This is a genomic window from Amycolatopsis suaedae, assembly GCF_004214935.1.
Classification (GTDB): domain Bacteria; phylum Actinomycetota; class Actinomycetes; order Mycobacteriales; family Pseudonocardiaceae; genus Amycolatopsis; species Amycolatopsis suaedae.
The window spans coordinates 225,222-250,124 of record NZ_SFCC01000014.1; the positions used below are offsets into that span (position 1 = coordinate 225,222).

The 24,903-nt window shown below is 68.5% G+C and carries 26 protein-coding genes and 2 pseudogenes; 19 read left to right on the plus strand and 9 right to left on the minus strand.

The window, feature by feature from the left end:
• Window positions 1–42 precede the first annotated feature (42 nt).
• The 5 genes and pseudogenes from EWH70_RS36725 to EWH70_RS26595 all read left to right on the plus strand — a co-directional run.
• The gene (locus EWH70_RS36725; protein ID WP_420809095.1) at window positions 43–465 is read left to right on the plus strand and encodes a response regulator transcription factor; all 423 of its coding nucleotides are present in this window, start codon (window positions 43–45) and stop codon (window positions 463–465) included.
• Entirely contained in the window at window positions 453–671 is a 219-nt protein-coding gene (locus tag EWH70_RS36730; RefSeq protein WP_420809096.1) for a winged helix-turn-helix domain-containing protein, read from the plus strand. The genes EWH70_RS36725 and EWH70_RS36730 overlap by 13 nt, the downstream gene beginning before the upstream one ends.
• Before the next feature lie 88 nt (window positions 672–759).
• A complete protein-coding gene (locus EWH70_RS26585; RefSeq protein WP_130478279.1) occupies window positions 760–2,046 on the plus strand; it encodes an IS256 family transposase in 1,287 nt (428 codons plus the stop codon).
• Between the two features lie 68 nt (window positions 2,047–2,114).
• Window positions 2,115–2,354: a hypothetical protein gene (locus EWH70_RS26590; protein WP_130478245.1), complete on the plus strand. Its 240-nt coding sequence runs from the start codon at window positions 2,115–2,117 to the stop codon at window positions 2,352–2,354.
• A 36-nt stretch (window positions 2,355–2,390) separates the two neighbouring features.
• A pseudogene (locus EWH70_RS26595) lies at window positions 2,391–2,501 on the plus strand (winged helix-turn-helix domain-containing protein); the annotation flags it as partial.
• A 67-nt stretch (window positions 2,502–2,568) separates the two neighbouring features.
• Here EWH70_RS26595 and EWH70_RS26600 read toward each other — a convergent pair.
• The 4 genes and pseudogenes from EWH70_RS26600 to EWH70_RS26615 form a co-directional block, all read right to left on the minus strand.
• Window positions 2,569–4,005 (minus strand): FAD-dependent oxidoreductase, encoded by a 1,437-nt coding sequence (locus EWH70_RS26600; protein WP_165436431.1) that lies wholly within the window; start codon window positions 4,003–4,005, stop codon window positions 2,569–2,571.
• Window positions 4,006–4,052: 47 nt separating this feature from the next.
• Window positions 4,053–4,466 (minus strand): carotenoid oxygenase family protein, encoded by a 414-nt coding sequence (locus EWH70_RS36635; RefSeq protein WP_130478247.1) that lies wholly within the window; start codon window positions 4,464–4,466, stop codon window positions 4,053–4,055.
• Between the two features lie 844 nt (window positions 4,467–5,310).
• Window positions 5,311–5,538 (minus strand): annotated as a pseudogene (locus tag EWH70_RS36735) (CGNR zinc finger domain-containing protein); the annotation flags it as partial.
• On the minus strand, window positions 5,529–5,750 hold the full coding sequence (locus EWH70_RS26615) for an ABATE domain-containing protein (protein WP_165436433.1): 222 nt from the start codon (window positions 5,748–5,750) through the stop codon (window positions 5,529–5,531). The pseudogene EWH70_RS36735 and the gene EWH70_RS26615, both read right to left, overlap by 10 nt.
• A 341-nt stretch (window positions 5,751–6,091) precedes the next feature.
• Here EWH70_RS26615 and EWH70_RS26620 point away from each other — a divergent pair, with 341 nt between their 5' ends.
• From EWH70_RS26620 to EWH70_RS26655, 9 genes are all read left to right on the plus strand, one after another.
• A complete protein-coding gene (locus EWH70_RS26620; RefSeq protein WP_130478250.1) occupies window positions 6,092–6,427 on the plus strand; it encodes a hypothetical protein in 336 nt (111 codons plus the stop codon).
• A 57-nt stretch (window positions 6,428–6,484) separates the two neighbouring features.
• Entirely contained in the window at window positions 6,485–6,664 is a 180-nt protein-coding gene (locus EWH70_RS35960) for a hypothetical protein (RefSeq protein WP_205669266.1), read from the plus strand.
• A gap of 87 nt (window positions 6,665–6,751) precedes the next feature.
• On the plus strand, window positions 6,752–7,393 hold the full coding sequence (locus tag EWH70_RS35965; protein WP_276320579.1) for an arginase family protein: 642 nt from the start codon (window positions 6,752–6,754) through the stop codon (window positions 7,391–7,393).
• A gap of 623 nt (window positions 7,394–8,016) precedes the next feature.
• Window positions 8,017–8,973 (plus strand): LysR family transcriptional regulator, encoded by a 957-nt coding sequence (locus EWH70_RS26630; RefSeq protein WP_130478251.1) that lies wholly within the window; start codon window positions 8,017–8,019, stop codon window positions 8,971–8,973.
• Complete coding sequence (locus EWH70_RS26635; RefSeq protein ID WP_130478252.1) at window positions 8,970–11,684, plus strand: LuxR family transcriptional regulator; 2,715 nt, start codon at window positions 8,970–8,972, stop codon at window positions 11,682–11,684. The genes EWH70_RS26630 and EWH70_RS26635 overlap by 4 nt, the downstream gene beginning before the upstream one ends.
• Before the next feature lie 84 nt (window positions 11,685–11,768).
• Complete coding sequence (locus tag EWH70_RS26640) at window positions 11,769–13,184, plus strand: glycoside hydrolase family 18 protein (protein ID WP_130478253.1); 1,416 nt, start codon at window positions 11,769–11,771, stop codon at window positions 13,182–13,184.
• Between the two features lie 8 nt (window positions 13,185–13,192).
• The gene (locus EWH70_RS26645; protein ID WP_205669268.1) at window positions 13,193–15,301 is read left to right on the plus strand and encodes a chitinase C-terminal domain-containing protein; all 2,109 of its coding nucleotides are present in this window, start codon (window positions 13,193–13,195) and stop codon (window positions 15,299–15,301) included.
• Window positions 15,298–16,602, plus strand: coding sequence for an alpha-lytic protease prodomain-containing protein (locus EWH70_RS26650; RefSeq protein WP_205669269.1), 1,305 nt, complete (start codon window positions 15,298–15,300; stop codon window positions 16,600–16,602). Before EWH70_RS26645 ends, EWH70_RS26650 begins: the two co-directional genes overlap by 4 nt.
• Before the next feature lie 29 nt (window positions 16,603–16,631).
• The gene (locus tag EWH70_RS26655; protein WP_130478255.1) at window positions 16,632–16,985 is read left to right on the plus strand and encodes a hypothetical protein; all 354 of its coding nucleotides are present in this window, start codon (window positions 16,632–16,634) and stop codon (window positions 16,983–16,985) included.
• Window positions 16,986–17,002: 17 nt separating this feature from the next.
• Here EWH70_RS26655 and EWH70_RS26660 read toward each other — a convergent pair whose 3' ends face one another.
• Entirely contained in the window at window positions 17,003–17,734 is a 732-nt protein-coding gene (locus EWH70_RS26660) for an NAD(P)H-binding protein (protein WP_205669270.1), read from the minus strand.
• A complete protein-coding gene (locus EWH70_RS36520; protein WP_205669271.1) occupies window positions 17,710–17,862 on the minus strand; it encodes an NAD-dependent epimerase/dehydratase family protein in 153 nt (50 codons plus the stop codon). Before EWH70_RS36520 ends, EWH70_RS26660 begins: the two co-directional genes overlap by 25 nt.
• Window positions 17,863–17,975: 113 nt before the next feature.
• On the opposite strand from EWH70_RS36520, the gene EWH70_RS26665 reads away from it, so the two are divergent.
• Window positions 17,976–18,449 (plus strand): DUF3291 domain-containing protein, encoded by a 474-nt coding sequence (locus EWH70_RS26665; protein ID WP_130478256.1) that lies wholly within the window; start codon window positions 17,976–17,978, stop codon window positions 18,447–18,449.
• Between the two features lie 123 nt (window positions 18,450–18,572).
• Here EWH70_RS26665 and pdxR read toward each other — a convergent pair whose 3' ends face one another.
• Complete coding sequence (pdxR, locus tag EWH70_RS26670; RefSeq protein ID WP_130478257.1) at window positions 18,573–20,009, minus strand: MocR-like pyridoxine biosynthesis transcription factor PdxR; 1,437 nt, start codon at window positions 20,007–20,009, stop codon at window positions 18,573–18,575.
• A gap of 80 nt (window positions 20,010–20,089) precedes the next feature.
• Between pdxR and EWH70_RS26675 the strand changes: the two genes are divergently transcribed.
• Window positions 20,090–21,142 carry a monodechloroaminopyrrolnitrin synthase PrnB family protein gene (locus EWH70_RS26675; RefSeq protein WP_130478258.1) on the plus strand — a complete coding sequence of 351 codons (1,053 nt, stop codon included), beginning with the start codon at window positions 20,090–20,092 and terminating at the stop codon, window positions 21,140–21,142.
• 58 nt (window positions 21,143–21,200) lie between these two features.
• Complete coding sequence (locus EWH70_RS26680) at window positions 21,201–21,992, plus strand: helix-turn-helix transcriptional regulator (RefSeq protein ID WP_130478259.1); 792 nt, start codon at window positions 21,201–21,203, stop codon at window positions 21,990–21,992.
• A gap of 1,151 nt (window positions 21,993–23,143) precedes the next feature.
• Here EWH70_RS26680 and EWH70_RS36330 read toward each other — a convergent pair.
• Both EWH70_RS36330 and EWH70_RS36335 read right to left on the minus strand, forming a co-directional pair.
• The gene (locus tag EWH70_RS36330) at window positions 23,144–23,563 is read right to left on the minus strand and encodes a hypothetical protein (RefSeq protein ID WP_276320580.1); all 420 of its coding nucleotides are present in this window, start codon (window positions 23,561–23,563) and stop codon (window positions 23,144–23,146) included.
• Window positions 23,497–24,018 (minus strand): trypsin-like serine protease, encoded by a 522-nt coding sequence (locus EWH70_RS36335; RefSeq protein ID WP_276320581.1) that lies wholly within the window; start codon window positions 24,016–24,018, stop codon window positions 23,497–23,499. The genes EWH70_RS36330 and EWH70_RS36335 overlap by 67 nt, the downstream gene beginning before the upstream one ends.
• A gap of 23 nt (window positions 24,019–24,041) precedes the next feature.
• Here EWH70_RS36335 and EWH70_RS26690 point away from each other — a divergent pair, with 23 nt between their 5' ends.
• Both EWH70_RS26690 and EWH70_RS26695 read left to right on the plus strand, forming a co-directional pair.
• Complete coding sequence (locus tag EWH70_RS26690; RefSeq protein WP_130478260.1) at window positions 24,042–24,260, plus strand: hypothetical protein; 219 nt, start codon at window positions 24,042–24,044, stop codon at window positions 24,258–24,260.
• A gap of 32 nt (window positions 24,261–24,292) precedes the next feature.
• The coding region (locus EWH70_RS26695; protein WP_130478261.1) for a glycosyltransferase at window positions 24,293–24,903 on the plus strand (611 nt) is incomplete at its 3' end.

Below are 24,903 nucleotides of genomic sequence, written 5' to 3' on the forward strand. Positions count from 1 at the left end.
CACTTCCCGCGCGTACGCCCAATGCGGTGTGCTGAAGACTCGATGGTGACGGACGACGAGGTGCGGTCCATGCGAGTGTTGCTGGTGGAGGACGACGATGGTGTGGTGGCGGCGCTGGTGGATGCGTTGACCGCGCGTGGCCACCACACCCATCGGGTAGCACGCGGTGCCGACGCGCTCACCGCCCGCGCGGGCGCCGACCTGGTTCTGCTCGATCTGGGCCTGCCGGACCTCGACGGCCTGGAGGTGCTACGCATGTTGCGCCGGGTGGCGCGGACGCCGGTACTGGTGCTGACCGCCTGCGGTGACGAGCGCTCGGTCGTGCGGGCTCTGCGGTTGGGTGCCGACGATTACGTCGTCGAGCCCGTCCGGCTGGCTCAACTGATGGCCCGGATGGATGCGATCATCCGGCGGGTGACTCCCATGCAGAGTCAGGACGGGAGGTGGTCCGGGTGGCCGATCTGACAATCGACCTCGCGGCACGGCGAGTCCAGGCGCACGATACCGACATCGCGCTGACCCCGAAGGAGTTCGACCTGCTGGCGATCCTGGCCCGCCGGGTGGGCGTCGCGGTGAGCCGGCAGCAGTTGATGGACGAGATCTGGGGGACGCCTACCTTGCGGTGGAGCAATGATCAGAACCTGTGGATGGTCCTCGGCGGGGAGAGGTGAGGGGCCGTACCTTCCCGAGGAAGATCTGAAAGCCGAAAGAGTTCTGATCAGGGCTGGCGTTGGCGCGCCGGTTCGGGAGGGTACGCCCATGCTCAAGGTAGTTCATGACGAGTCCGCAACCAACGACAGCCCAGGTGGCTCGTCGGCGTCGTTGATCGACGAGATCGTCCGTGAAGGTGCCCGGCGGATGCTCGCTGAGGCGCTGCGGGCCGAGGTGGACGCCTACATCGCCGCGTTCGCTGGCGAGCGCGACGAGCATGGCCACCGGCTGGTGGTGCGTAACGGCTCGCATCAGCCGCGGGAGGTGCTCACCAGCGCCGGTGCGGTCCAGGTAACCGTGCCGCGGGTTAACGACAAGCGGATCGACCCTGATACGGCCGAGCGGATGAGGTTCTCCTCGGCGATCCTGCCGCCGTGGGCGCGCAAGACGCCGAAGGTGACCGAGGTGCTGCCGCTGTTATATCTGCACGGCCTGTCCTCGGGCGACTTCGTGCCCGCTCTGGGCCAGTTCCTCGGCTCGACCAAGGGCCTGTCGCCGGCGGTGATCACCAGGCTCACCGAGACGTGGAAGGCCGAGCAGCGCGCCTTCGCCGAGCGTGACTTGTCCGAGGTGGACTACGTGTACCTGTGGGCCGACGGGATCCACGTCAACATTCGCCTGGAGGAGCACAAGCTGTGCCTGCTGGTGCTGATCGGAGTGCGTGCCGACGGCCGCAAGGAACTCGTCGCGCTGACCGATGGCTACCGCGAATCCGCCGAGTCGTGGGCCGACCTGCTGCGTGACTGTCGCCGGCACGGCATGCGCGCCCCGGTCCTAGCCGTCGGGGACGGCGCGCTCGGGTTCTGGGGCGGCCTGCGCGAGGTGTTCCCCGAAACGCGGGAACAGCGCTGCTGGTTCCACAAGTCGGCGAACGTCCTTGCCGCGCTGCCGAAGTCCGCGCGTCCCAGCGCGAAGAAGGCACTCGCCGAGATCTGGGGCGCGGAAGACAAGCGGCACGCCCAGGACGCGGTGCAGGCGTTCGCGGCCGCCTACGGCGCCAAGTTCCCCAAGGCCGTCGCCAAAATCACCGACGACGTCGACGAGCTGCTCGCGTTCTACGACTACCCCGCGGAGCACTGGGTCCATCTCCGCACCACCAACCCCATCGAATCTACTTTCGCCACCGTTCGGCATCGGACAAAGGTGACGAAAGGACCGGGGTCGCGGGCGGCTGGGCTGGCCATGGCGTTCAAGCTCATCGAGGCCGCCCAGTCACGCTGGCGCGCGGTGAACGCACCCCACCTCGTCGCCCTCGTCCGCGCGGGCGCACGCTTTGAGAACGGCCAACTTGTCGAGCGCCCCGACGAATCGGCAGACCATGACCAAGCCGCGTGACACTCCGATCGACAGGTGTTGACATTCCTCGACGCGGCCGTTTGACACGCTGCGCGACACTGGAAGCAGTGGACCACGGCACACCGCCCCCGTGGAGCGAGGACGAGATCAACGACCTCGTGTTGCTGATCCACGATCTTGACCGGGATTCACGGGTAGGCCACAACTACGAGCCTGATACCCGTCGAGACGATCCGTATGAGGACGAGATCGCAGATCGCGGCGCGTGCCCAGTCCTCAACCTCGGCGATCGGCCGGGCTGGCTGACCGAGGACGAGGACCTCACAGACGGATTCCTGCTGGAGTAAGCCGACACGCCGATCCACAGTTCTTGACTATTCCTCCTTGCGGTGTCCCGTTCGCTGGATGTCCATCTGACCCAGCTTCGGGCCAAGCTCGGTCGCCCTGGTCTGCTGACCACGATTCGCGGCTTCGGATATCGCCTGGGCGGCTGACTCGTGACAGCGGAGGGAAGAAGTCGAGAAGACCGGCGCACCGACGCGTTCCTTCCTCGTGGCGGTGCTACCTCAACCCGTATTTCAGTGAGGAGTTCTGAGACGGACTCCGGCTTGGCGAGATCCGGCATACGGCGTGGCGGGCGAAGCGGGCGAGTACCCAGGGCGAGAACAGGCTGGTCGGCGGCGATGTCATGGACATGACTTGGAAGTACCGGTTCGCCAGGGCGCTGTCGTGCACGGCGACGCTGAGCACGAGATCGATGTAGCGGCGTATGGTGCCCAGCCCGCGAGGCGGTTCTGCGCCGTGCAGGCGTACGGCAGGCCAACGCAGGTCTTCGATGGTGGTCACCATCCACGCGGTGGATACGACACGCGCCGCGAGACGGTGGTAGCGCACTTCAAGCGATGTCTCTCGGCCGGACTCTTGGCGCAGGCAGTCGCGTAGTGCGAGGGCTTGGATCGCGGCGACGGTCATGCCTTGCGCGTACACGGGGTTGAACGAGCACACGGCGTCGCCGATGGCGATCAGACCGGAGGGGCGGCGGGGCATGTGTTCGAAGTGTCGCCATCGGCTGGTGGGGGTGCGCCAGCCTCGGATCGGACTCACGGGGCGAGCACTGCGGATCGCTTGGTGGACGCTGGGGTCGGGCAGCGCCTGGGCCCAGCTCAGGAAGCCGTCCTCGTCGGTGGGAACTCGCTGCCCGTTCCCCCCGCCGAGGGTGACGTGCCAGTGATCGTTCTCGATCTCGATGATTGACCCGACGCGGGGGTTGTCCGGTGCCCGGCTCTGGACCACAAGGCTCTTGAAGTCCTCCGGGACGCCGCCTGGGCGCTGATAGATACGTGAGGCGTAGGAGAGCTCAGATGTGAGGATTTCCTCGTCGACCGGGCCGTAGCCGAGGTCGGTCAGCCAGGTCTGGAGGCGGGATTGACGTCCTGAGGCGTCGACGATGAGGTCACCGAATAGAGTCCGGTCGTCGTGCGGTCCGGCGGCGCCGCCTCGGCGTCGTACCCGTACCCCGCGGACCTGGCTGGTGTCGTCCTCGCGAGCCAGCAGCCCTACGACGTTGGCGGAGGCGACGAACTCGACCCGCGGGTGGCGGGAGAGGATGTCACGTAGGTGCCATTCGAGCAGGGCCCGGCTGAAGAACAACGCGCCGACGTCGATCTGCTGGGTCAGGGGCAGCAGGCCTTTCGGTGTCACGAACCGGGCTTGGGCGATGGTGGTGGCGTGGGCGGCGCCGTCGCGGGCGAGCCGTTCGCGCAGCTCGGGGAACAGCTCGTGGAGGATCTTCGCGCCGCGCGGCAGCAGGGCGTGGGCATGGTGGGATTGCGGTGCACCGCTGCGGTGGCCGGGTGTGGCGGGGAAACGGTCGCGGTCGAGAACGAGGACCTCGGTGAACTGTTCGGACAGCACCCGGGCGGCAAGCAGCCCGCTGATGCCCGCACCGACCACGATCGCGCGTGTTCGGCTATGCGGCGCCCCAGAGGTGCCGGTCATGGGGGTCTCCGAGGGATTCGAGGCCGTCGTCGGAGTGGCCCTGGTCATCAGGTGGGCAGCCAGTTGCCGTGGAAGCCGTGCGGTACCCGGGCGGGCAGCAGGACTTCGGCGACGGTGTCCAGGGACGCGGCGTCGAGCAGCGTCAGCCGGGACCGGTCACGGTCGGCGTCGTAGACGAACCCCATGAGCACGCCATCGTGCTCGGCGGCGTCGGAGCTGGAGGGGACGAACACGAACTCGCCGGCCTGGGCGTGAGTGCCGAGGCGGCGGCGGGTGATGGTGCCGGCGTCGAGGTCGTGCCGCAGCACCGCGTCACCGACCGGGTCGCCGATCGGGTTCGGGCCGTTGCGCACGTAGCGCCCCTCGAGGTGGGTCGGGATCGTCCCGGCCACCTCGAGCTCGACCAGAGTCTTCTCCTCGCTGACCGGGGCGTAGTTGCCGGTCAGATAGGGGTTACTCATGTCGTCCTCCCGCCACCCGCGTTCCGTAACAGCGTTACAGAACAGGTGGATTCAAGCACGGTTGTAGCGACTGGGCAAGGGTGTGGCTACCGCGGACGTGCGGGATCGGTTAGTGGAAGCCGCGCCGCTGCCGGACGTCGAGAGCCAGCAGCGGCGCGGGTGCGCCAGCCCTGGAGATTGACGCGTCGACGATGGTGGTCTACCACTGCTTTGGAGGCACACCCGCGCTGCTGTGCGGCGTTAGTGGTCGTCGTCCGGAAGCTGCCGTAGAAGCCCTGCAGGCGTCGATAGGAATCCCAACGTGCGCGGCTATTCACGAATCGCCCTCGCTTTTTTGGCTCGTATTTATTGATCGCTGATCGCGAAGATTAAAAATAAGATGAAACGCGCGTGAGAAGGTCTTTAGAAATGGGCTAATTCTGTTAGGATCGGGCGTTTCGCTCGCTGTTGATGTGCACTATGCTCGTTTTGTTGGAGCGGCGCCGAGAAATCACCGGTGGTCTCGTGTATTTGTCAACTCTACTTTTAGGAGGAACCATGCGTAGGCTAGCCAAGCTCTGCGATCGGCGCGGCGGCGCTAGGTGTAGTGATGCTGTTCGGAACCAGTATCGCCAACGCCGAGGGCGACACTGTCGCGGGCCCTCTGGTCGGCGAGTCTCAGGCGGCCCAGCTGCCCCCGCTGCCCGAGCTGCCGCAGCCGTAACGATGGCCGTGGTGGCGCGGCGATTCTTCTCGCCGCGCCACCGCGGAACACTTCTGTCGGCGCCTTCGATGAGATTCGTGCTGGCGTCATCCAGAACCGACACGTTGACGTACTCAAGTACGTCGCCTTACGCCGCTGGCGATAGCTGGCGGACTTGTACTTGTTTCCGCATTCCGCCATGCCACACCACCGGCGTGCGCCGGATCGGGAAAGTTCGACGAACAGTCGTGTGCATTCCGGGTTCGAGCATTCCTTGACTCGGTCGAGTTGGGATGAGCCCAGCAGTTCGACAGCGTCACGGGCGACGTAGCCGAGCACCTCGTCGACACCGCCTGCCCGGGGCAGCCTCAGGTTGCGGTTCACTTGCACCCGGGGAAGCGGAAGACGCGCGGCGTCGTTGATCCGGGCGAGGTCATCTTCGGCGCTGCGAAGACCTTGTACAGGCTTTCCCGCAGGTCGCGCACGCGGGCCAGGTCGTGCGCACTCAGCGTGCCGACTCGGTCCAGGATCGCAGCCTCGAAGATCCACTGGGCGAGGGCAACCGGTGATTCCAGCAAGTCCGTGCGGCGGTCCGGCGCCACTGCATTGTGCCGATGAAGCCGAGGCACGGGCGGCCGCTGACGAACACGAACTCAGCCACGTCAGCATGTTGACAGGTGACAGTTTGGATGTCACGGGCGCATCGCCGCGCGGAGAAGGTACCGCAGCTGACGCTGGGTCCCGCCGACCGTCATGTCATCCCGAAGCAGTGGACTTATGAACACACTCCCGTCGTACGCCGGCGGGGCGACGAAACTACTTCTGTTTGATTCGCGAAGGGGTCGTCGGGGTTTCCACCTTTAGGTAATACCGCCGTCGTCGGATCCATGCTCAAATCGAGGGGTCGTTGAATTCCCTGCATAACGGAAGATCTGGAGCTACCGTGAAAAAGCAATACGCGTCGCTGTCACTGATTGCGGCAGCCGTCGGAGTGCTCGCCGTGGCGTCGCCGTTGTCGGCTACTGCGTCGACGGACCGGACGGGAGCGGCGTCACAGGTCGTGGTGTCCGATGTGCCGTGCGGCTATGACCCGACGCCCAATGCGACGTGGAACAACTGCAGCGGTGGCCGTGAAGAGATCCGGATCACCTGGATCGACCACCGCGGCCGAGGCGGACACACGGACTACTGCGCCAATCCGGGAGTGACTTACCTCAGCAACGCTATCGGCGGGATCGGCTACCCGACCGGTGCTTTCAAGATACGCGATCGGTGCTGAGCGCGGTGTGCTGCATACCGCTTTCCGCTTGACGTGCGGTGGTGACGATCCCGAGTGATGGTTGAGCTGATCGGTGTTCCGTTCGACGGCTACGGCCGCGACGGCCATCAAGCAGGCGCCGCCAGGACGCTACGCGAGTCTGGTCTCTCGACGGCTCTCGGGCCGCATCAGGTCGTCGACGGTGAGGACCTGATGCGGCCGTCCGACACCTCGGCACGGGGGTCGAGACGTCGTTGATCAACGAGCCGGCGTTGCTGGTGATGACCGAACAGCTCGGAGCCCGTGTCGGGGCCGCGGTGAACGCGGGGCGGTTTCCGCTGGTGTATGGCGCTGACTGTTCGACTCTGCTCGGGATGGTCCCCCGCGTTGCGTGAACGCGGGCGGGTGGGCCTGTTGTTCGTCGACGGCCACGAGGACACGATGCCTCTGGGTGTCTCCGAGGACGGTGAGGCCGCCAACTCCACGCTCGGTCTGCTGCTCGGACTGACCGGCCGCCTCCTGCGTGGCCGGTTGGCCGGGAGACTTCCGTGCTTGGGACTGGACGATCTGGCTGTGCTCGGGCCGCGCGATGCCGAGTGGCGTCGGCGGTTCAACGTCGGCTCGCTGCGTGACAGCGGGGTATGGCTGCGCGACTGGACCGAGGTCGCCGCAGAGCTCGAAGCATGTGGCGCGACGGCAGCCGCGTACCTCCGGAAGGGGCCGGGGCGCTGGTGGCTTCATGTCGACCTCGACGTCCTCGACCCCGGCGTGTTTCCCGCGCAGGGCTTGCCGGGGATCGAGGATGAGCCGGATGGCCTGACGTGGAACCAGCTCACCGCCGTCCTCACCAGCGCCGTGCCCCTTGGCGGATGCCTGGGCATGAGCGTGGCCGTCTACGATCCTGATCAAGATCCGGACCGTGCGGGCGCACATCGTGTCGTGCGGCTTATCGGTGCTGTGCTGGGAGCGTGGGGTGACCGGAGGTGATCGGGGGGCCTGGGCGTGACCGCTGCGCGTCGCCTGGCCGAGCTGGGGGCTGTGAGATCGCTCCGGGGCTGACCGGCGCGGAGTTCGCCCGGATCGAGGGCGAGTACGGTTTCGAGTTCGCGGACGATCATCGGGCGTTCCTGGCGGCGGGCCTGCCGTTGAACGGCCCGTTCGAGCCGGAACCCGGGGCCAGCTATGCCTGGCAGAAGCCCTGGCCGCAGTGGCGTGACGGAGACCGCCGAGCTTCGGGAGCAGCTCGGCTGGCCGGTCGCCGCCGTGGTGCGGGCGGTCGAGCACGACGGGCACTGGAACACGGCCTGGGGTGTGCGGCCGAGCGGCGTCGAGGCAGCTGTGGCGTTGGCTCGACGGTTGCTGGCGAGCGCACCCAGGATGATCCCGGTCTACGCGCGCCGGTTCCTGCCGGGAGGGCGTGGCACGTTCGGGCACCCGGTTGTGTCTCGTTCTGGCGTGACTACCTGTGACACCGACCTGGGTCGCCGGCACCGAGATTCCACGGCAAGGGTTTTCCCCGTTTCCTCCTGGTTTGCCGGACGTTAGCCTGGATCCTGGTTGCTGGCGGCTGTCGGGAGATCGAAGTGGATCTGGGTCCGCAACATCTGCGCATGATCGATGCCGTCGCCACGGCCGGTTCCATCAGCAAGGCGGCCGCGCGGCTGGACCTGACCCAGCCGGCGGTCAGCACCATGTTGCGCCGGGTCGAGCGACACCTCGGTGTCCGGCTGTTCAACCGCTCGTCGGAAGGTGTCGAACTGACGGCGGTCGGCGCCGAGGTGGCCTATCGGGCCCGGGCCATTCTGGCCGGCGTCGACGATCTCACCGCCACTCTGCGCGGCGTGCAGCCGGGAGCGGTGGCGGTGCTGCGGGTCGGGGGGCAGATGGCGCCCGCGCTGATCCGGTTGTGCGCCCGGATCGGCGCGTTGTGGCCGAGAGCGCGGATCCAGCTGCGCTTGGACGCGGGCAGTGGCCGGATACTGGCGTTGCTGGCTTCCGGCGCGCTCGACATCGCGCTGGTGTATGAACCGGTGCCCGAGCCGGTGACGGTGCCGTTCAATGTGGACCGCTGTGTACTGGTCGACGCCGAGCCGCTGTTCGCGGGGGTGCCTGCCGACAGCGCACTCGCGAGCAGGGAGACGCTGGCCCTGGCGGATCTCGCCGGCCAGGAGTGGGTCGACGACCCGCTCGACGACGGTCCCTGGCCTACCTACCTGCGGCGTCGCTGCGCCGAAGCGGGGTTCGTGCCTTCGGTGAGTTACTGGACCGGCAGCTGGGACGTCGGCGCGTCACTGATCCGGTCGGGCAGGGCGGTCGGCATCTACCACGCGACCGCCCCGCCGCGTGAGGGGATCGTGTTCCGCCGGTTGCGTGGTGATCCGCTGGCGCACCGGGTCGTGCTGCTCTCGCGGCGGGAGCGGCGTGACGCCTCGCTGCGGTTACGCGCCGAGATCGGCCGGATCTACCAGGGTCTGGTCGCGGACAACCCGTTGTACGCGCGGTGGTGGGACGAGAACCCCCAGGCACACCCGGCGATGCCCGCGGCGAGCATCGCGCACGCGGGATGAACGGCGCCGAGCCTGCCTGTGTCGGTCGCGACGAGGTGATCGCCGGTGTTGTCGCGGCCCTGCGCCGGCACGGCCGGGTCACGGTCTGCGGCCCGGCGGGTATCGGCAAGACGGTGGTGCTCGACCGGGTCGCCGGTGCCGCGGCCGAGGACGGCGTGCGGGTACTGGTTACCCGGCCGGTGGACGGCGACGTCCCCTACAGCGGGTTGGTCGAGCTGCTGTCCGCGGTCGACCCCGAGGTGCTCGAACGGGGTCCGCCACCGCAGCGAGAGGCGTTGTGCGGCGTGCTACGCCGGTGTCCGCTGCCCGAGGGTGGTATCGACTCGCTGGGTGTCCGCGTGGCCCTGGCAGGGCTGCTGGACCGGCTGGCCGCCGTCGCACCGGTGCTGGTGGTGCTGGACAACCTCCAGTGGCTGGATCGGACGAGCCTCGCGGCGGTGGACGGTGCGCTGCGGGTCGTACGATCGGACTCGGTGCGAGTGCTCACGGCGGAGCGCGGCCCGGCCCCGGCTACCGACGGTCCGCTGATCCGGCTGGAGCCCTTGGCATTCGAGGAGGTCGCCGAACTCATCGTCGGCCTGGGCCTGCCCTTCCGGTGGCTCGGCCAGGTGTACTCGCAGGCCGGTGGCAACCCGGCAGCCGTGGTCGCGACCGTCGATGCCATCCTGGCCATGGGCCGGAGGGCAGGGCCGCCGGAATCCGTGCCGGTGACCGGGGCTCTGCGGCGGGTGGTCGGTGCCTGGCTGGCCGACGTGGGTCCCATGGTGCTCGAGACGCTGCTGCTGGCCGGACTGGCACGCAAGCCCACGGTCACGGTGCTGAATCGGATCCGGCCGGGCCGGGCCGAGGACGACCTCGCCGTGGCGGCCTCGGCCGGCCTGGTGACCGTCAGCGGGGAGGTCCTCCGGTTCGCCGCGGGCGCCATCCCCGCGGTGCTCGCGGAACAGGCGGGTGAGGCGGCCCGCCGAGCAGCCCACGAACTTCTGGCGGACGCCGTCGACGACTCGGTCGAGGCCGTGTGGCACCGGGCACTGGCCACGCGCGAGACCAGCGAGCGGCTGGGCTCCACCCTGCGGGCGGCCGCGGTGACCTGCCGCGAGTGCGGCGACCACACGTTCGCCGCCGAGCTGGGCTTGCTCGCTGTCCGCAGAATGCCCGGTGGCAACCGGGCCGAGGTCCTGGCCTTACTCGTCGACGTCGCCGAGAACGCCGGCCTGGCCGGGCACGCCGACCTCGCCAGGCGAGCTGCCGTCCAGGTGCTGGCCGGCTCGCGGCACCCGGCCGACCGGGTCCGGGTGCGGCTCGCCCTGATCGACAGCGCCGGGCAGGACCTCGCCGGTACCGACGAACTGTTCATCCGGGCGGACATCGAGGCCGCCGGTGATCAGGAGTTGCTGGCCGCGGTGCGGCTGCGTGCCGCGTTGAAGGCCCACCTGACCGGGCAGCCCCTGCGCGCCGCCGAGGAAGCGGGACGGGCGGCACGCTTGTCCCGCGACGACGGCGTGCGTGCGGCCGCGCTCACCATGCGGGCACGCATGGAGCGGGGGCTGGGAGATCCGGCGGCAGAGGACACGCTCGCCGAGGCGTCCGCCCTGGGATCGCCGATGATCGCCCGGTTTCTCGCGGCACGGCACGCGTTGTTCGACGACCGGCTCGCCGAGGCGCTGGAGGAACTACTCGGCTTGCTGCCCGCGGTGGAGACGGCCGGCGCCACTGACGAAATCGGTGAGGTGCTGCGGTGCCTGGTGGAGGTCGAGGCTCGCCTGGGGCACAGCGGCGCCTGCCTGGAACACGCCGCACGGCTCGCCCAGGTGCGCACCGACGCCGGCATGTCGCCGGGGCTGTCGTGGTACGTACTGGCGCTGGCCGAGTCCGTGGCCGGCGACTTCGATCGCGCCGCAAGACTGGCCCGGCTCGGCGCCGCCGCGACCGAAGAGGACCACGACGTCGTCTTCCTTCCCCGTAACCTCTCCGTGCTGGGACTGGTTTCGATGGTGACCGGCGATGCCGCCGCGGCGGTGCCGGTGCTGCGCCGTGTCCAGCGACTGGAGGTGGCCCAGGGCATCGTCGACCCTTCGATCCTGCGCTGGCATGGGGACCTGGCCGAGGCGCTGGCCGCGGTCGGCGAGGATAGGGAGGCGGCCGAGCTCGTCGCGGCCGCCCGGCCCGCCGCGTCGGACCGGCCGGGTGTGCTCGCGGCACTGGACAGGGCACAGGCCGCGGTGTGCGTGGCGGGCAGGGATCTGGCCGGCGCCACCACGCTGCTCGAGAAGGCCGCCGCCCGGTTCGCCGAGCTGGGTTTGCGGGTCGAGCACGGTCGCACGCTGCTGACGCTGGGACGGCTGTTGCGCAGCAGGCGGCGGGGCACGGCCGCACGGGCTGCGGTGAGCGATGCCCTCGGCGAGTTCACCGCGCTCGGTGCGCGGCCGTGGATTCGGCTGGCCCGGTACGAGCTGGAGCGGCTGGGTGTTCGCTCCGACCACGCGGTGTCCACGCTGACCGAGGCGGAGGCCGAGCTGGCCGGGCTTGTCGCCGCCGGCCTGACCAACCGGGAAGCGGCGAGCCGTCTCGTGCTCAGCGTGAAAACCGTTGAGGGCCGGCTGACCCGCGTCTACCGCAAGCTCGGGGTCGCCTCCCGGGCGCAGCTGGTCGGCCTGCTGCGCGGAACGGATCCGGTACGGATAACCCGCGGGAATGACCCGGCGACATAGCCGCGGGGTGGCTTCACGGGTGATCGTGGAAGGCGGCGCGGTGGTCCAGACCACTCGCGTTCCCGTCCCCTGAAGGAGAGCTGCATGAGATCCCCCGCAACGAGGCGCCGGATCGTCTTGGCCGCCACGGCGTCCGCCGCGGTCACCGTGGCCGGGCTAGTCGCACCGGCGACCTCCGGCGCGACCGGCGTCCCCGCCGCGAACGAGACGTCCGCGCAGAACTACCACGTCGTGAACTACTACCCGCAATGGGCGGTCTACGGCCGCAACGTCTACCTCGGTGACATTGAGCGCAACGGGTCGGCGAACGGGCTCACCGTGCTCAACTACGCCTTCGCCAACATTCACGCCACCGACCTGACCTGCTTCGAGAACACCTCGTCCGTCGGCAACCCCGGTGATCCGGATTACCCCAGGGACAACGCGGGAGACGCGCATGCCAATTACCAGCGCGACATCACCGCGGCGCAGTCCGTCGACGGCGTGGCGGACGTGCCGACCTCGCGGCTGCGCGGCAACTTCGGGCAGCTGAAGAAACTCAAGGCGAAGCACCCGGGCATGAAGGTCCTGATGTCGATCGGCGGCTGGTCGTTCTCCAAGTACTTTGCCGACGTGGCCAAGACCGACGCGGCCCGCAAGAAGTTCGTCCGCTCGTGCATCGACCTCTACATCCGCGGCAACCTTCCGGTACGCGACGACTGGGGCACGGGCAGGCCCGGTGGCGGGCCCGGCACTGCCGCCGGGATCTTCGACGGCTTCGACCTCGACTGGGAGTACCCGGGCGGCGGCGGGCTGGAGGGTAACCACGTCGACCCCAACGACAAGCAGAACTTCACCCTCCTGCTGCAGGAGTTCCGCACCCAGCTCGACGCCGTTCGCTCCGGCATGCTGCTGACGGCCTTCACCGCGTCGGACCCGGCGAAGATCCAGAACGGCCTGGAGCTGGACAAGATCTTCAACTACCTGGACTTCGCCAACCTGCAGGGCTACGACTTCCACGGCTCGTCGTGGGAGCCCCACCGCACCGGGCACCAGGCCAACATCCATGACGACCCGAAGGACCCGAACCCGCCCGCCAGCCAGTTCAGCGTGCAGAAGGCGGTCGACATCTACACCGCGGCAGGGGTGGATCCGCGCAAGATCGTGGTCGGGATACCGTTCTACGGTCGTGGCTGGACCGGTGTACCGGACGGCGGGACGAAGGGCGTCTACCAGCCGGCGACCGGTCCGGCACCGGGCGACTTCCCCGAGGAGCCGGGGGTCCGTGGCTACCGCAACCTCAAACGGCAGATACCGGCGAACCAGATCCACCGCGACGAGAACCTGCTCACGGCGTGGGGCCACACCGGAACCGAGTTCTGGTCCTTCGACGACCCTCAGACGGTGACGGCCAAGACCAGCTACATCAAGGAGAAGGGCCTCGGGGGCGCGTTCGCGTGGAACCTCGCCGAGGACGACGGCACCCTGTCCGCCGCGATGCGAACGGGGCTGGGCGGATGAGGACCCCGATGAAACGAACCCGGGCCCTGCTGATCGCGGTGCTCACGGCAGTCACGGGCATCGCGGCGAGTGTGATGCCCGTCGCCGCTGCCACGCAGGCCAACGAGGAATGCCGTCCCGACGGGCTGTACCGCCCCGCGGGGCTGAATGTGCCGTACTGCCAGGTCTATGACACGGCGGGGCGGGAGAAGCTGGGCGGTGAGCGCACGCGGCGGGCCATCGGCTACTTCACCAGCTGGCGTACCGGCCGCAACGGTGCACCGGCCTACCTGGCGCACAACATCCCGTGGGACAAGGTCACCCACATCAACTACGCGTTCGGTCACGTCGGCACCGACAACAGGGTGTCGGTCGGTCCGGACGGCCCGGACAACCCGTCGACCGGGATGGAGTGGCCGGGGGTGCCCGGTGCCGAGATGGACCCGACCCTGCCGTACAAGGGCCATTTCAACCAGCTGACCAAGTTCAAGAAGCAGCATCCGCACGTCAAGACGCTGATCTCGGTCGGCGGCTGGGCGGAGTCCGGCGGCATTCTCAACCCCGACGGCACTCGTAATCCCACCGGCGGGTTCTACAAGCTGGCCCAGAGCCAGGCCGCGATCGACACCTTCGCCGACTCCATGGTGCAGTTCCTGCGCACCTACGGGTTCGACGGGGCCGACATCGACTACGAGTACGCGACGTCGGCGCCCTATGCCGGGCATCCCGAGGACTACTGGATCTCCAACCCCAACCGGGGTCAGCTGATGCGGGGCTATGTCAACCTGATGAAGACCCTGCGCGACAAGCTCGACGCGGCCAGTGCCGCTGACGGCAAGTACTACCAGCTGACCGCGGCGGTGTCGGCCTCCGGCTGGATCCTGCGGGGAGCGGAAACCTACCAGGTGACCCAGTACCTGGACTTCGTGAACATGATGACCTACGACCTGCACGGTTCGTGGAATCAGTACGCCGGCCCCAACGCGGCGCTCTACGACGACGGCAAGGACGCCGAGCTGGATTTCTGGGACGTCTACACGACACCGCAGTACGAGGGCATCGGCCATCTCAACACCGACTGGGCCTATCACTACTTCCGTGGTGCCATGCCCGCGGGGCGCATCAATATCGGTGTGCCGTTCTACACCCGTGGCTGGCAGGGCGTGACCGGTGGCACCAACGGTCTGTGGGGCACCGCACCGTTGCCCGACCAGACCCAGTGTCCACCGGGGACCGGAGGGAACGTCGGTTCGCAGGTGCCGTGCGGTAACGGCGCTGTTGGTATCGACAACTTGTGGCATGACGAGACCGCGGCCGGTGACGAGGTCCCGTCCGGGGTGAATCCGATGTGGCACGCGAAAAACCTCGAGAAGGGCATCACGCCGGACTATCTCGACGACTACGGGCTGGACCCGAACGATCCGAAGAACCAGCTCACCGGCACCTACACCCGGCACTACGACCAGACGCTGACCGCGCCGTGGTTGTGGAACGAGCGGAAGAAGGTGTTCTTGTCCACAGAGGACGAACAGTCGCTCGCGGCGAAGATGCGGTACGTCGCGGACAAGGGCCTCGGTGGCGTGATGATCTGGGAACTGGCCGGCGACTACGCCTTCGACCAGACCACCGGCCAGTACTTCATGGGCCAGACACTGATCAACACGATCACCGACGGCCTGCGCGGTGCCGCGCCGTACGGCAACACCAAGGGATCCGGACCGGCGCCGGCCCAGGTGCTCGACGTCGGCGTGGAACTGACCGGCTTCGCGCTCGGCGACGCGAACTACCCGATCAACCCGAAGATGCGGTTCACCAACCGGTCCACCCGGACGATCCCCGGTGGCGCACGCATCGAGTTCGACTACGGCACCAGCGCTCCGGGCAGCATGGCCGACCAGTCCGGCATGGGGCTACGGGTCACCTCGAAAGGCCACAGCGGACCCAACGTCGGCGGCCTGAAGGGCGACTTCCAGCGTGCGAGCTTCACCGTGCCGTCCTGGAGCTCGATCCCGGCCGGCGGATCACTGGAGATGCAGGTGCGCTACTACCTGCCGATCGCCACACCCTCCAACTTCCGAGTCACCTTCGGCGGTACCACCTACGGGCTCACCGCCGACCACCCACGGAGGACACCATGACATCGAGATCCAGCCGGAAGCTGGTCACGCTCGTGGCGACGATCGCCGCGGCGTTGACCGCCGCGGTCGCGCCGGCGACCGCGGCGACCGATCTCCCCGAGGGCATGCTGGCCGCCATGCAACGCGATCTCGGCCTGACCGCCGAACAGGCACGCGATCGCGTCGACCGCGACCTACGGGCCAGTGCGTTGGAACGCGAGCTGGCGCCGCGCCTCGGCGACGCCTTCGCCGGCGCCTGGCTGGACCCGGGCGCCGATCGGCTCACCGTCGCGGTCACCGATCCCGCCACGGCGGCGCGGGCCAGTGCGGCCGGCGCGGCCCCGCGCCTGGTCGGCCGGAGTCAGCGGGAGCTGGACGAGACCAAGCGGCGGCTGGACAGCGCGGCGGCCACCGTTCCGCGCACGGTGCCGGGCTGGTACGTCGACGTGCGGGCCAACACCGTTACCGTGCTGACCCACCCGGCCGGCCGGGAGGCGGCGCGCCGGTTCGTCGAGTCCGCTGGTGTGGACCCCGCCACGGTGCGGCTGACCGAATCCGACCTCGAGCCCCGTCCGCTCTACGACGTGCGCGGCGGGGACGAGTACGGCATCGACGGCAGGTCCCTGTGCTCGATCGGCTTCTCGGTCAACGGCGGCTTCGTCACCGCCGGGCACTGCGGGCGTGTCGGCTCCCAGACCGTCGGAGCCAACGGCGTCGCCCAGGGCACCTTCCAGTCCTCGGTCTTCCCCGGCAGCGACTACGCCTACGTGGCGGTGAACTCGCAGTGGACACCGCGCGGCGTGGTCAACCGCTACAACGGCACCACGGTGCCTGTCGCGGGTTCGCAAGAGGCGGCCGTCGGCGCGGCCGTCTGCCGGTCCGGGCGCACCACGGGCTGGCGGTGCGGCACGATCCTCGGCAAGAACGAGTCGGTGACCTACCCCGAGGGCACCATCACCGGGATGACCCGCACCAACGCCTGTGCCGAGCCGGGCGACTCCGGCGGTTCGTGGCTGACCGGCCAGCAGGGCCAGGGCGTCACCTCCGGCGGATCGGGAGACTGCACCCGGGGCGGAACCATCTGGTTCTACCCGCTGACAACGATCCTCAGCAGACTGGGCCTGACGCTGGTCACCGACGGCGGCGGTGAGCCGGGCCAGCCCTGTGAGGGCCTGTCCGCCTGGGACGGCGCCACGGCGTACGGCCCCGGCGACGTGGTCGCGTACAACGGGCAGCGGTGGGAGGCGACCCACTGGTCCACCGGTGCCGTACCCGATGATCCTCGCTCGTGGGCTGTTTGGCGTTCCGTAGGCGCCTGCTGACCCCCGCGAGCAAAACAGGGTCCCGCCGGGTGCGATCCCGGCGGGACCCGCCCTGTGAGGGCTTGCTGGGAATCTTCGCCGTTCTCGACAAGGGATTCGTTGTCCGGCGCGCAACGCGCGGCGTCCGGATCCGGATCTCCTCGACGGCGTCGGTCTTCGCGATCGGCGTGATGTTCCTGCTCACCGACGCGACCGCGAGCATCGGCGGCTTCGCCGACGTGGACAGCCAGTTCTCCCTCCAGGTGTGGTTGCGCGCCGTCAGCGACAACGTGCCCGACGTCGCCATCGTCGTGCTGGTGGCCGCACTGGTCGCGGCGGCGTGGCGTCGCGTGCGACAGCGTCGACGCCGGGCCCGGTCAGACCGCGGTCAGCGCGACACGTGACTATCCCAAGCCCGGCATCACACCGCCGACGAGTGAGCGCGGAAGTCGCCGGCGTGATCCTCGGCCCAGCGGGCGAAGGTCAGTGCTGGTCTGCCGAGGATCCGTTCGACGGTGGGGTACACCGGTTCGGGTGCGGTGTCGGCTTCGGCCCACAGTTCGAGCATCATGTCCGCGACGAAGTCGGGCATGAAGCGTACGGCGTCCTCGCGCCACTGTGCCGGCGAGATCTTCGCGAAGCGGATGGGCCTGCCGATGGCCTTGCCGATCGCCGTCGCCTGATCCAATTTGGTGATGGCCTCGGGGCCGGTCATCAGGTGGGTCTGGCCGATGTGGACGTCGTGGAGGAGGGCCTGTGTGGCGACCGAGGCGATGTCTGCCTCGTGGATGAGTGCCTGGGCGGCGCCGGGGTAGGGCGTGCGGACCACGCCCTCGGCGAGGATGGCCAGGGCCCATTCGAGGGTGTTGGCGGCGAACCCGCTGGGCCGCAGGAAGGTCCATTCGACCCCGGCGTTCTCGACCGCGCGCTCGACCGACCTGTGGTACTCGACGCTGAACAGGTTGGCCTGCCGTGGATGTCCCGCTGCCTCCGAGGACAGCACCACGACTCGTCGTACCCCAGCTCCCGTCGCCAGCTCCATGAATTCAGTGGCGGCCTCGGCGACGGCGGGGAACAGGAACACCCGGTCGACCCCGTCGAGTACCGGCCGCAGCGTGGTGGGGCGAGTCAGGTCGGCTCTGCGGACGTCCACCGCGGCGGGCAGTCGGTGGCGGCGGGGTCGCGGGTGGTGGTGGCGCGGACGTTCTCGCCCGCCGCGAGCAGCTCGGCCACGACATGGCGGCCGACGGTGCCGGTGGCTCCTGTCACCAGGATGGTCATCAGTACTCCTCTTCTCGTGGGGAACCCTTGGGGAGCAAAGGGGTCAGTGCGAGGGCGAGCAGCAGGACGCCGACGTGTGGCGTATGCATTGGGAACATACGACTGTCGTACGGATGAACTGGGAGATCGCACAGGTCAACATCGCTCTGCCGGCGGTGCCATTGACGGAGCCAGAGCTCGAATGGTTCGTGGAGGCGTTGGATCCGGTAAATGCTGTGGCCGAGACCGCACCTGGCTTTAGGTGGCGGTTGCAGACCGAGGACGGTGACGCGACGGCGGTTCGTGCGTTCGGGGATGATCGGATCATTGTGAACATGTCGGTGTGGGCATCGATTGAGGCGCTGGCCGACTTCGCATACCGCAATCCGGACCACCTTGCCGTGCTGAGGCGTCGGCGGGAGGGGTTCGAGCGGATCGGGCAGGCACACATGGTGCTGTGGTGGGTGCCCGAGGGGCATCGCCCGACGGTAGTGGAGGCCGAGGAGCGTCTGGACCACTTGCGTATTCACGGACCGACGGGTCGGGCGTTCACATTCAAGGTGCCGTTCCCCGCGCCGGGATACGACGTTGCGAGATCCGCACGGTGACGCCGGGCTCGCAGATGTCGGTGTGAGAGGCGCGGCTGCGAAACTGGTCCCGGACGGGGGCGAAGCCGGCGATCATGAATGCGCCGATGACGACAATACGGGCGGCTCGGTCCGTGTCCAGGGTCAGCTCAGCGTGGTTTCGGCGATGCGCTGTGCGGCGGTCCGGAGCCGGTGTGGTGAGTGGGCGGCGTAGCCGAGCACCAGGCCCGGAGGGCCTGGCTTCACGCGGTACCAGGACAGTGGGTGCACGTTGACGGCCGCCTGGCGGATTCGCTCGGCGACCGCGGTGTCGGTGCCGAGTCCGGCGTCGTCGGGCAGGGTGAGCTGGACGTGCAGGCCAGCGGCCACCCCGTGCACTCGTGCCTGGGGAAGGTGCTGGTGCAGGGAGGTGAGCAGGGCGTCGCGCCGGGTTCGGTGGCGGGCCCGCATGAGCCGGATGTGCCGGTCGAGTTCACCTGTGGCGATGAGGTGGGCGAGGACGAGCTGGGGCAGAGCGGGGCTACCCAGGTCACTGGCATGCCGTGCGACGACGAGGTCGGCGTACATGTGCCGGGGCGGGATCAGCCAGCCGAGTCGCATGCCAGGGGCGAGGCTCTTGGACGTGCTGCCGGTGTAGGCGACGTGGTCGGGCGCGGAGGCCTGTAGCGCGGGGACCGGCGCGCGGTCGTAGCGGTAGTCGGCGTCGTAGTCGTCCTCGACGATCAGCGCGTTCTCCTTCGCGGCCCAATCGAGCAGGGTGTGACGGCGGTACGGGGCGAGCGCGGCTCCGGTGGGGAACTGGTGTGCCGGTGTCAGCAGGACGGCCGGCGGACCGCTGGCGGCGAGTTCGCCGGTCCGCATGCCGTCGCTGTCGACGGGCACCGGAACGGGATCGAGTCCCCAGTGGACGAGTTCATCGCGGGCGCCACGAGACCCCGGGTCCTCCACGCCGATCGCGGTGCTGCCGCGGCCACGCAGCCACTGGGCGAGCAGGGCAAGGGCCTGGGCCACGCCGGCGACGACGATGATGTCGTCGGCCGTGGCCCGGATGCCGCGGGTGCGGGTCAGCCAGTCGGCGAGTTCCTGCCGTAGTTTGCCCGAGCCGCGCGGGTCGCCGTAGCCAAAGTTGGACGCGGTCGCGTTGTCGAGCACTGCCCGTTCGGCCCGCAGCCAGACAGATCGCGGGAACGCCGACAGGTCGGGCACGCCCGGCGAGAGGTCGACGGCGACGCCGGGGCGCGGCGGCAGCGGCAGCAGCGGCGCCGCGGTGTCGCGCCAGTCGGGCGGAGGCGGCCGCCGGGCAGGCGGGCCCAGGGAGGTCACGACCGTGCCGACACCGGTGCGCCCGCCGACCAGTCCCTCGTCGCCGAGTCGCCGGTAGGCCTCGACGACGACGCCTCGGGAGACACGCAGGTCCTCGGCCAGGGCGCGGGTGGCGGGCAGCCTGGCCCCGTCGCGGAGCCGCCCGTCGGTGATCGCCTGCCGGAGAGCGTCCACCAGCCAGCTGGTCAGCCCCTTCGCGGGCGCGGAAGCGGGTCGCAGCTGCAGGAAGTCCGCTCCGAGGCCGGAGTCCGATCCCACGATGCCTCCCGGATTGGTCCACGTCGATGGTCGTCGCGTGGTACTGGTCGTCGGACCATTGGGCTATCACGATGGTAGCCATGACAGGGGAGATCGGCCGATTCGACCGGTGGCTCAGACACGAGTTCGTCGATGTCAACACCGAACTGGAGGAAGCCTATTTCGCGGAGCGCAGCGAGATCATCCACGGCGTTCCCGCGCTCGAGTCAGCGAAGGGGGCCCTCGAGCGCGACGGTGCGGACCACATCGCCGCGATCCTGGACAACGCGTCGCTGCCCGCCGGTGATCAGGCGCGGTACCAGCTTCTCGGCAAGATCGGTCTCTACCTCGCGGCCTGCCGCAGGCACGAGTATCTGACGTTCACGTCGTTGCCCGACGAGCTCCTTTTCGTCGTGCGCAACGGGCTCGCGGTCCTGGCCTACCAGCGGGCGGCCGACGCGCTCCGGCGTATTCCGCCGATGGGCGTGTCGAGCCCGCTGGCGACCTACCTGCTGGAGACGGCTCGCGCGGCACTGGACGATGTGCTCGAGTTCAACCGCGGACTCGCTGAGGCGCTGGACGTCGACCGGTTCTTCCTGAACGTGCGCCCGTACTTCAAGCCCTACCTGGTAGGCACCACCGAGTACCGTGGCGCGAACGCGGGCGACTTCGCCGCGGTCAACGAGGTCGATCTCCTGCTCGGCCTGTGCGCGGCCACGGACCCGTTCTACGCCGGGGTCATCCGGGAGAAGACCCCCTTCACACCACCGGAGGACCAGGCGGCGCTACGTGCCGCCGTCACCGGGGATTTACTGCTGGACATGTTCCTCCGGGAGACGGCACTCGACCCCGTGCCGCCACGGTTGCGGCGCAACACCGAGCTGTTCCTGGAGGTCTGCCGGGCACACGGAGCTGCCTACATTTTCCACCACCACCGGCTGGTCCGCCCGTTCCTCGAAGCACCGGCGAAGTGGACTCCGCCGGAACGGCTCGCCACGCTGACCGCCAGCGGCCCGCCGCTGGACGTCGTGATCGCCCAGCTGGAACGGCTGAGTGACCTGCAGGCCGGCCGGGACCGGCCCGGCCTGTCCACCGCGCGAGCGTCGCTGAACTGCCTGCTGGAACGGATCGTCCCGGTCAGCCTCACCGGCTGACCGACGTACCACCCGAAAGCAGGGAGTCGTGTTGTTGAGCCCCGAGGATTACCGATCGATGTTCGAGGTCCTGGAGACAGCGGCGAGATCGGTGCACAAGGAAACCTTCTTCGACGAGCTGCGGGAGGCGATGGCGCGCTGGCTGGGCTGGCGAGACAGCGTGGTGGTCGAGCTGCCCGCGAGAGGAGCCCCGTTTCCGTCGAGAGCGGATCTGCTGAGCTATGTGTACAGCAACCGCCCGTCCAGCTTCCTCCAGGAGTATGCCGAAAAGTGGCATGCCGACAACCCGTTCAAGACACCGTTCGTCGAACGAGCCTTACGTGCAAACGGCGTGGTCACCCTGGCAGAGACCTGTCCTGAGGCGTCACCACTCGGACTGCCGTTCGTCGAACAGTATCTGGCCAGACATGGGATCACCGACGTGGCGGAGGCCATGATCGGTGGAGTCGCGGGAAGCGGGATGCTCGTCTGCGTCTACTTCGACGACAGACGTCACCTCGACCGCCGGGACAGGTGGCTGCTCCGGTCAGTGTCCCGCCAGTTGGCACCATGGGTAACTCTCCACCACGGGCAGGAACCGGCCGTACTGACCCAGCTGTCCGGCCGAGAGCGGCAGGTGGCCGACCTCGTCGCCCACGGACTCACTAACCGGGAAATCGCCGAGGACCTCCACGTCAGTGTGGAGACGGTGAAGAAACACCTCACCAACTCCATGGCGAAGCTAGACGTGCGCAACCGAACCCAACTCGCCCTGCTGAGACGGTCGAGCGCCCCGGAAGCGGATACCGCCGTCAGCGGTCAGGAGCACCGCCACCGGCCAGCTACTCAGCTATCCACCGGGAAATGTTGAACGGTGTCGGCCAGCTATGAGTCCTGTAGATTCTTCGCCCCAACCGCTGGAGAAGGTGACTTCGTCGATCGCGCCGGTCAGGAGGTGCAGGGCCCAATTGCGTACACGCAGTCGGATCGCCCTCATCGATGCGACCTCGCAGCCGTTCCAACTTCGCCGGCTGGTCACCGCGACCTGACCGGAGGAGATCCGAGGGCGCCGTCCATACTGGACCCCGAGGACCCCGGAAACGGCTTCCCGGAACGGTTCTGGCGGTGGTTCGCCCGGAACCGGTCAGCGGGCCCGTTCCGTCCCGGACGTGGCGCTGCCCGTTGTGCGGGCCGTGGTCGACGTCGGTGCTTGCCGTGGTGCTGCGGTGCCGACCACATCGCTGTGAACTGGCCCGAGGCGGGCCCTCCTGAGCCGGCCGGTGATCCGCCGCCACCCCCACCATCCCGCCGCCGGCGAACTGACCCTGGGACAGCTGGCACTGCGGGTGCCCGGCCTGTCCCGGCCCAGCCTCGGGCACCGGCTGCGCCGGCTCACCACCGTTCTCCGGGACATAACCACATTTGGTTATCGAATGACATCGACCAGGTCTTGGAAATCGTTTGTTGGCGTCAGGCGGAGTCAACAGTGACTGTGATGCGCTCGCGTAGCTCGTGAGTTCCCGGGCGCCTTGACAGGCAGCGGCCCGATCGATAGCGCGCAAGAGGCTGTTTATGCGTTCGGAGCGGATGGGTTCGGTCGCATCGAGGGCGGTAGTGGCGACACTGGCAGCTTCAACCGGGTCGCCGGTCGCCATCGTGAATGACGCAAACTTAAGTTCGGCTACTATCCGTGCACGTGGGTACTTGGTGCCAAATCCTTCGCGCACAATGATAAATCTTGAGCGAATATCAGCCTTGCCAAGGTTCTTCGCTCGCAGCGTTGCTAGCACTTCAGCGGTGTCACCGGCGTGGTGAGCACTGGTGTACAGATCCGTCCACAATGGGGAATACTTGTCTTCGGGTGCCCGAAAGAACGAGTCGTCTGCGGCGCTGACGGCATGCGCTGAGGCTGATGGTGCCCGTGCCGCCGGCGACGGTGACCGTGGTGCTGAGGAAGCCGCCCGGCGATACGGTGCCGGAGCTCGGTGTGGCGGACGGTTTCGGGCCGTCGGTGGAGCTCCATCATCGACCGTGAGCGTGTAGTCCGCGGTCCGGCTGCCGGATGCCCCTTGGCCGTGACGGTGACCTTGTACGTGCCCTTCGGCGTGTTCGACGACGTTTCGATGGGAATTTGGCGACCTCGTCGGCGGTGATCGAGGTGGGCTGGAACGTGGCGGTGGCGCCAGTGGGCAGGCGCGCGGCGGTGAGGTCCAGTTTCTCCGGTTCCTGGTCGCCGGCCTTGCTCGTGACGCTCGTGGAGATGTGCTGGCCGGGTTCGACCTTGCCGGAGGGCGGTGACAGGGCCACCGTGAACTTGCCGTCGCCGGGCTGCTGGTTACCGATCTCGCTCATGGCCCAGTCGCCCATCTCGTTGGTCAGCCGCGCCATGATGCTGTACCGGTCACAGCCGCTGGCGCCCCACGAGACGACCCCGGCAACCATTCCGTCCACAATGTACGGACCGCTGCTGTCGCCACTGCAAGGTGGCGGTGCGACCCGTCGTTGTAACCGGTGCACACCATGACGTCCGGGTTGACCCGTACGTTGAAGACCTGGCAGTTGTTGGCATCGTTGACCGGCAGAGTGGTCTTGTAAAGCACACCCGAACCACCGTTCGCGGCTGTCCGGCCGTAACCGAACACGGTGCCGGACTTACCCGCTTGCGTGAAGCCGTTGTCCTTCGACCCGGCTACCTTCTCCCACTGGTTCTCCGGCACGGGAAGGTCGTCCGCGGTGGTGATCACTGCGACGTCGTAGCCGGTTTGCCAGGAGTTCGGGCCGGTGTAGCGCGGGTGGACTTTGTAGGAGGCGACGTTGGTGCGGAAGGTCTCGTCGGCGGGAGTGTTGAGATCGTCGTCGCCGTAGATGTAGCTCTTGGCGCCGCCGACGTCGATCATGCAGTGGGCCCGCGGTGAGGATCTTGCGTTCGTCCGCGGCCTTCGCGAGGTGCTGCGACAGCTGCTGGCCCGGGGCGGCGGCCGGAGCGGATCTGCTGCTCGCGCCGACGATCGGCTTCCTGGGCGCCCACCTCGGTGTGCTCGACGTCCAGTTCCGTTTCCAGTTCAGCGTGCCCACGCGGGCCTTCCCGGACCCGCTGCTGCCCGCGGCCGGCGCCTCGGCCCTGGCGGACGGTGGCTGAGCTTCGGTCTGGCCGACCTGCTGGCCTGGCAGGTGCTCCGGCTGGACCTGGAAGGCTGGCGGGTGGAGACACTCGGACTGCCTGCGGCGGGTCCGCGTGGCCCTCGCCGGCGGGGACCGGTGCTGTGCGGGTTCGGCGAGGCCGTCGTCCCCCGGCCGCCGGACTGGCCGCGACGGGTACATGTCACTGGCTACTGGTACCTGGAAGCCGATGCGGGCTGGCGGCCCGATCCGGTACTCACCGGCTTTCTCGACGCGGGCCCGCCGCCGGTGTTCGACGTGGTCCGGGCCGCCGTGCGGCTGGCCGGATGCCGTGCCGTGCTCGGCGGTGTCACGGCCGCCAACACCGACGACGTGCTGACCGTCCGGGACGTACCGCACGAGTGGCTGTTCGAACGGATGGCCGCCACGGTGCACCATGGCGGCGCAGGTACCACCGGATCCTCCCTGCGTGCCGGGCTGCCCACGCTGGTCTGCCCGGTGTTCTCCGACCAGCCCTTCTGGGGTTCGCGGGTCGCCCGGCTGGGGGCCGGCCCGGACCCGGTCCCGATGCGTGAGCTGACCGCCGAGCCGCTGCTCGACAGCCTGGAGCGGGACCTCGCGGACTCCGACGAGGTGATGGGCAGCAGTCGAGGCCTGTACCA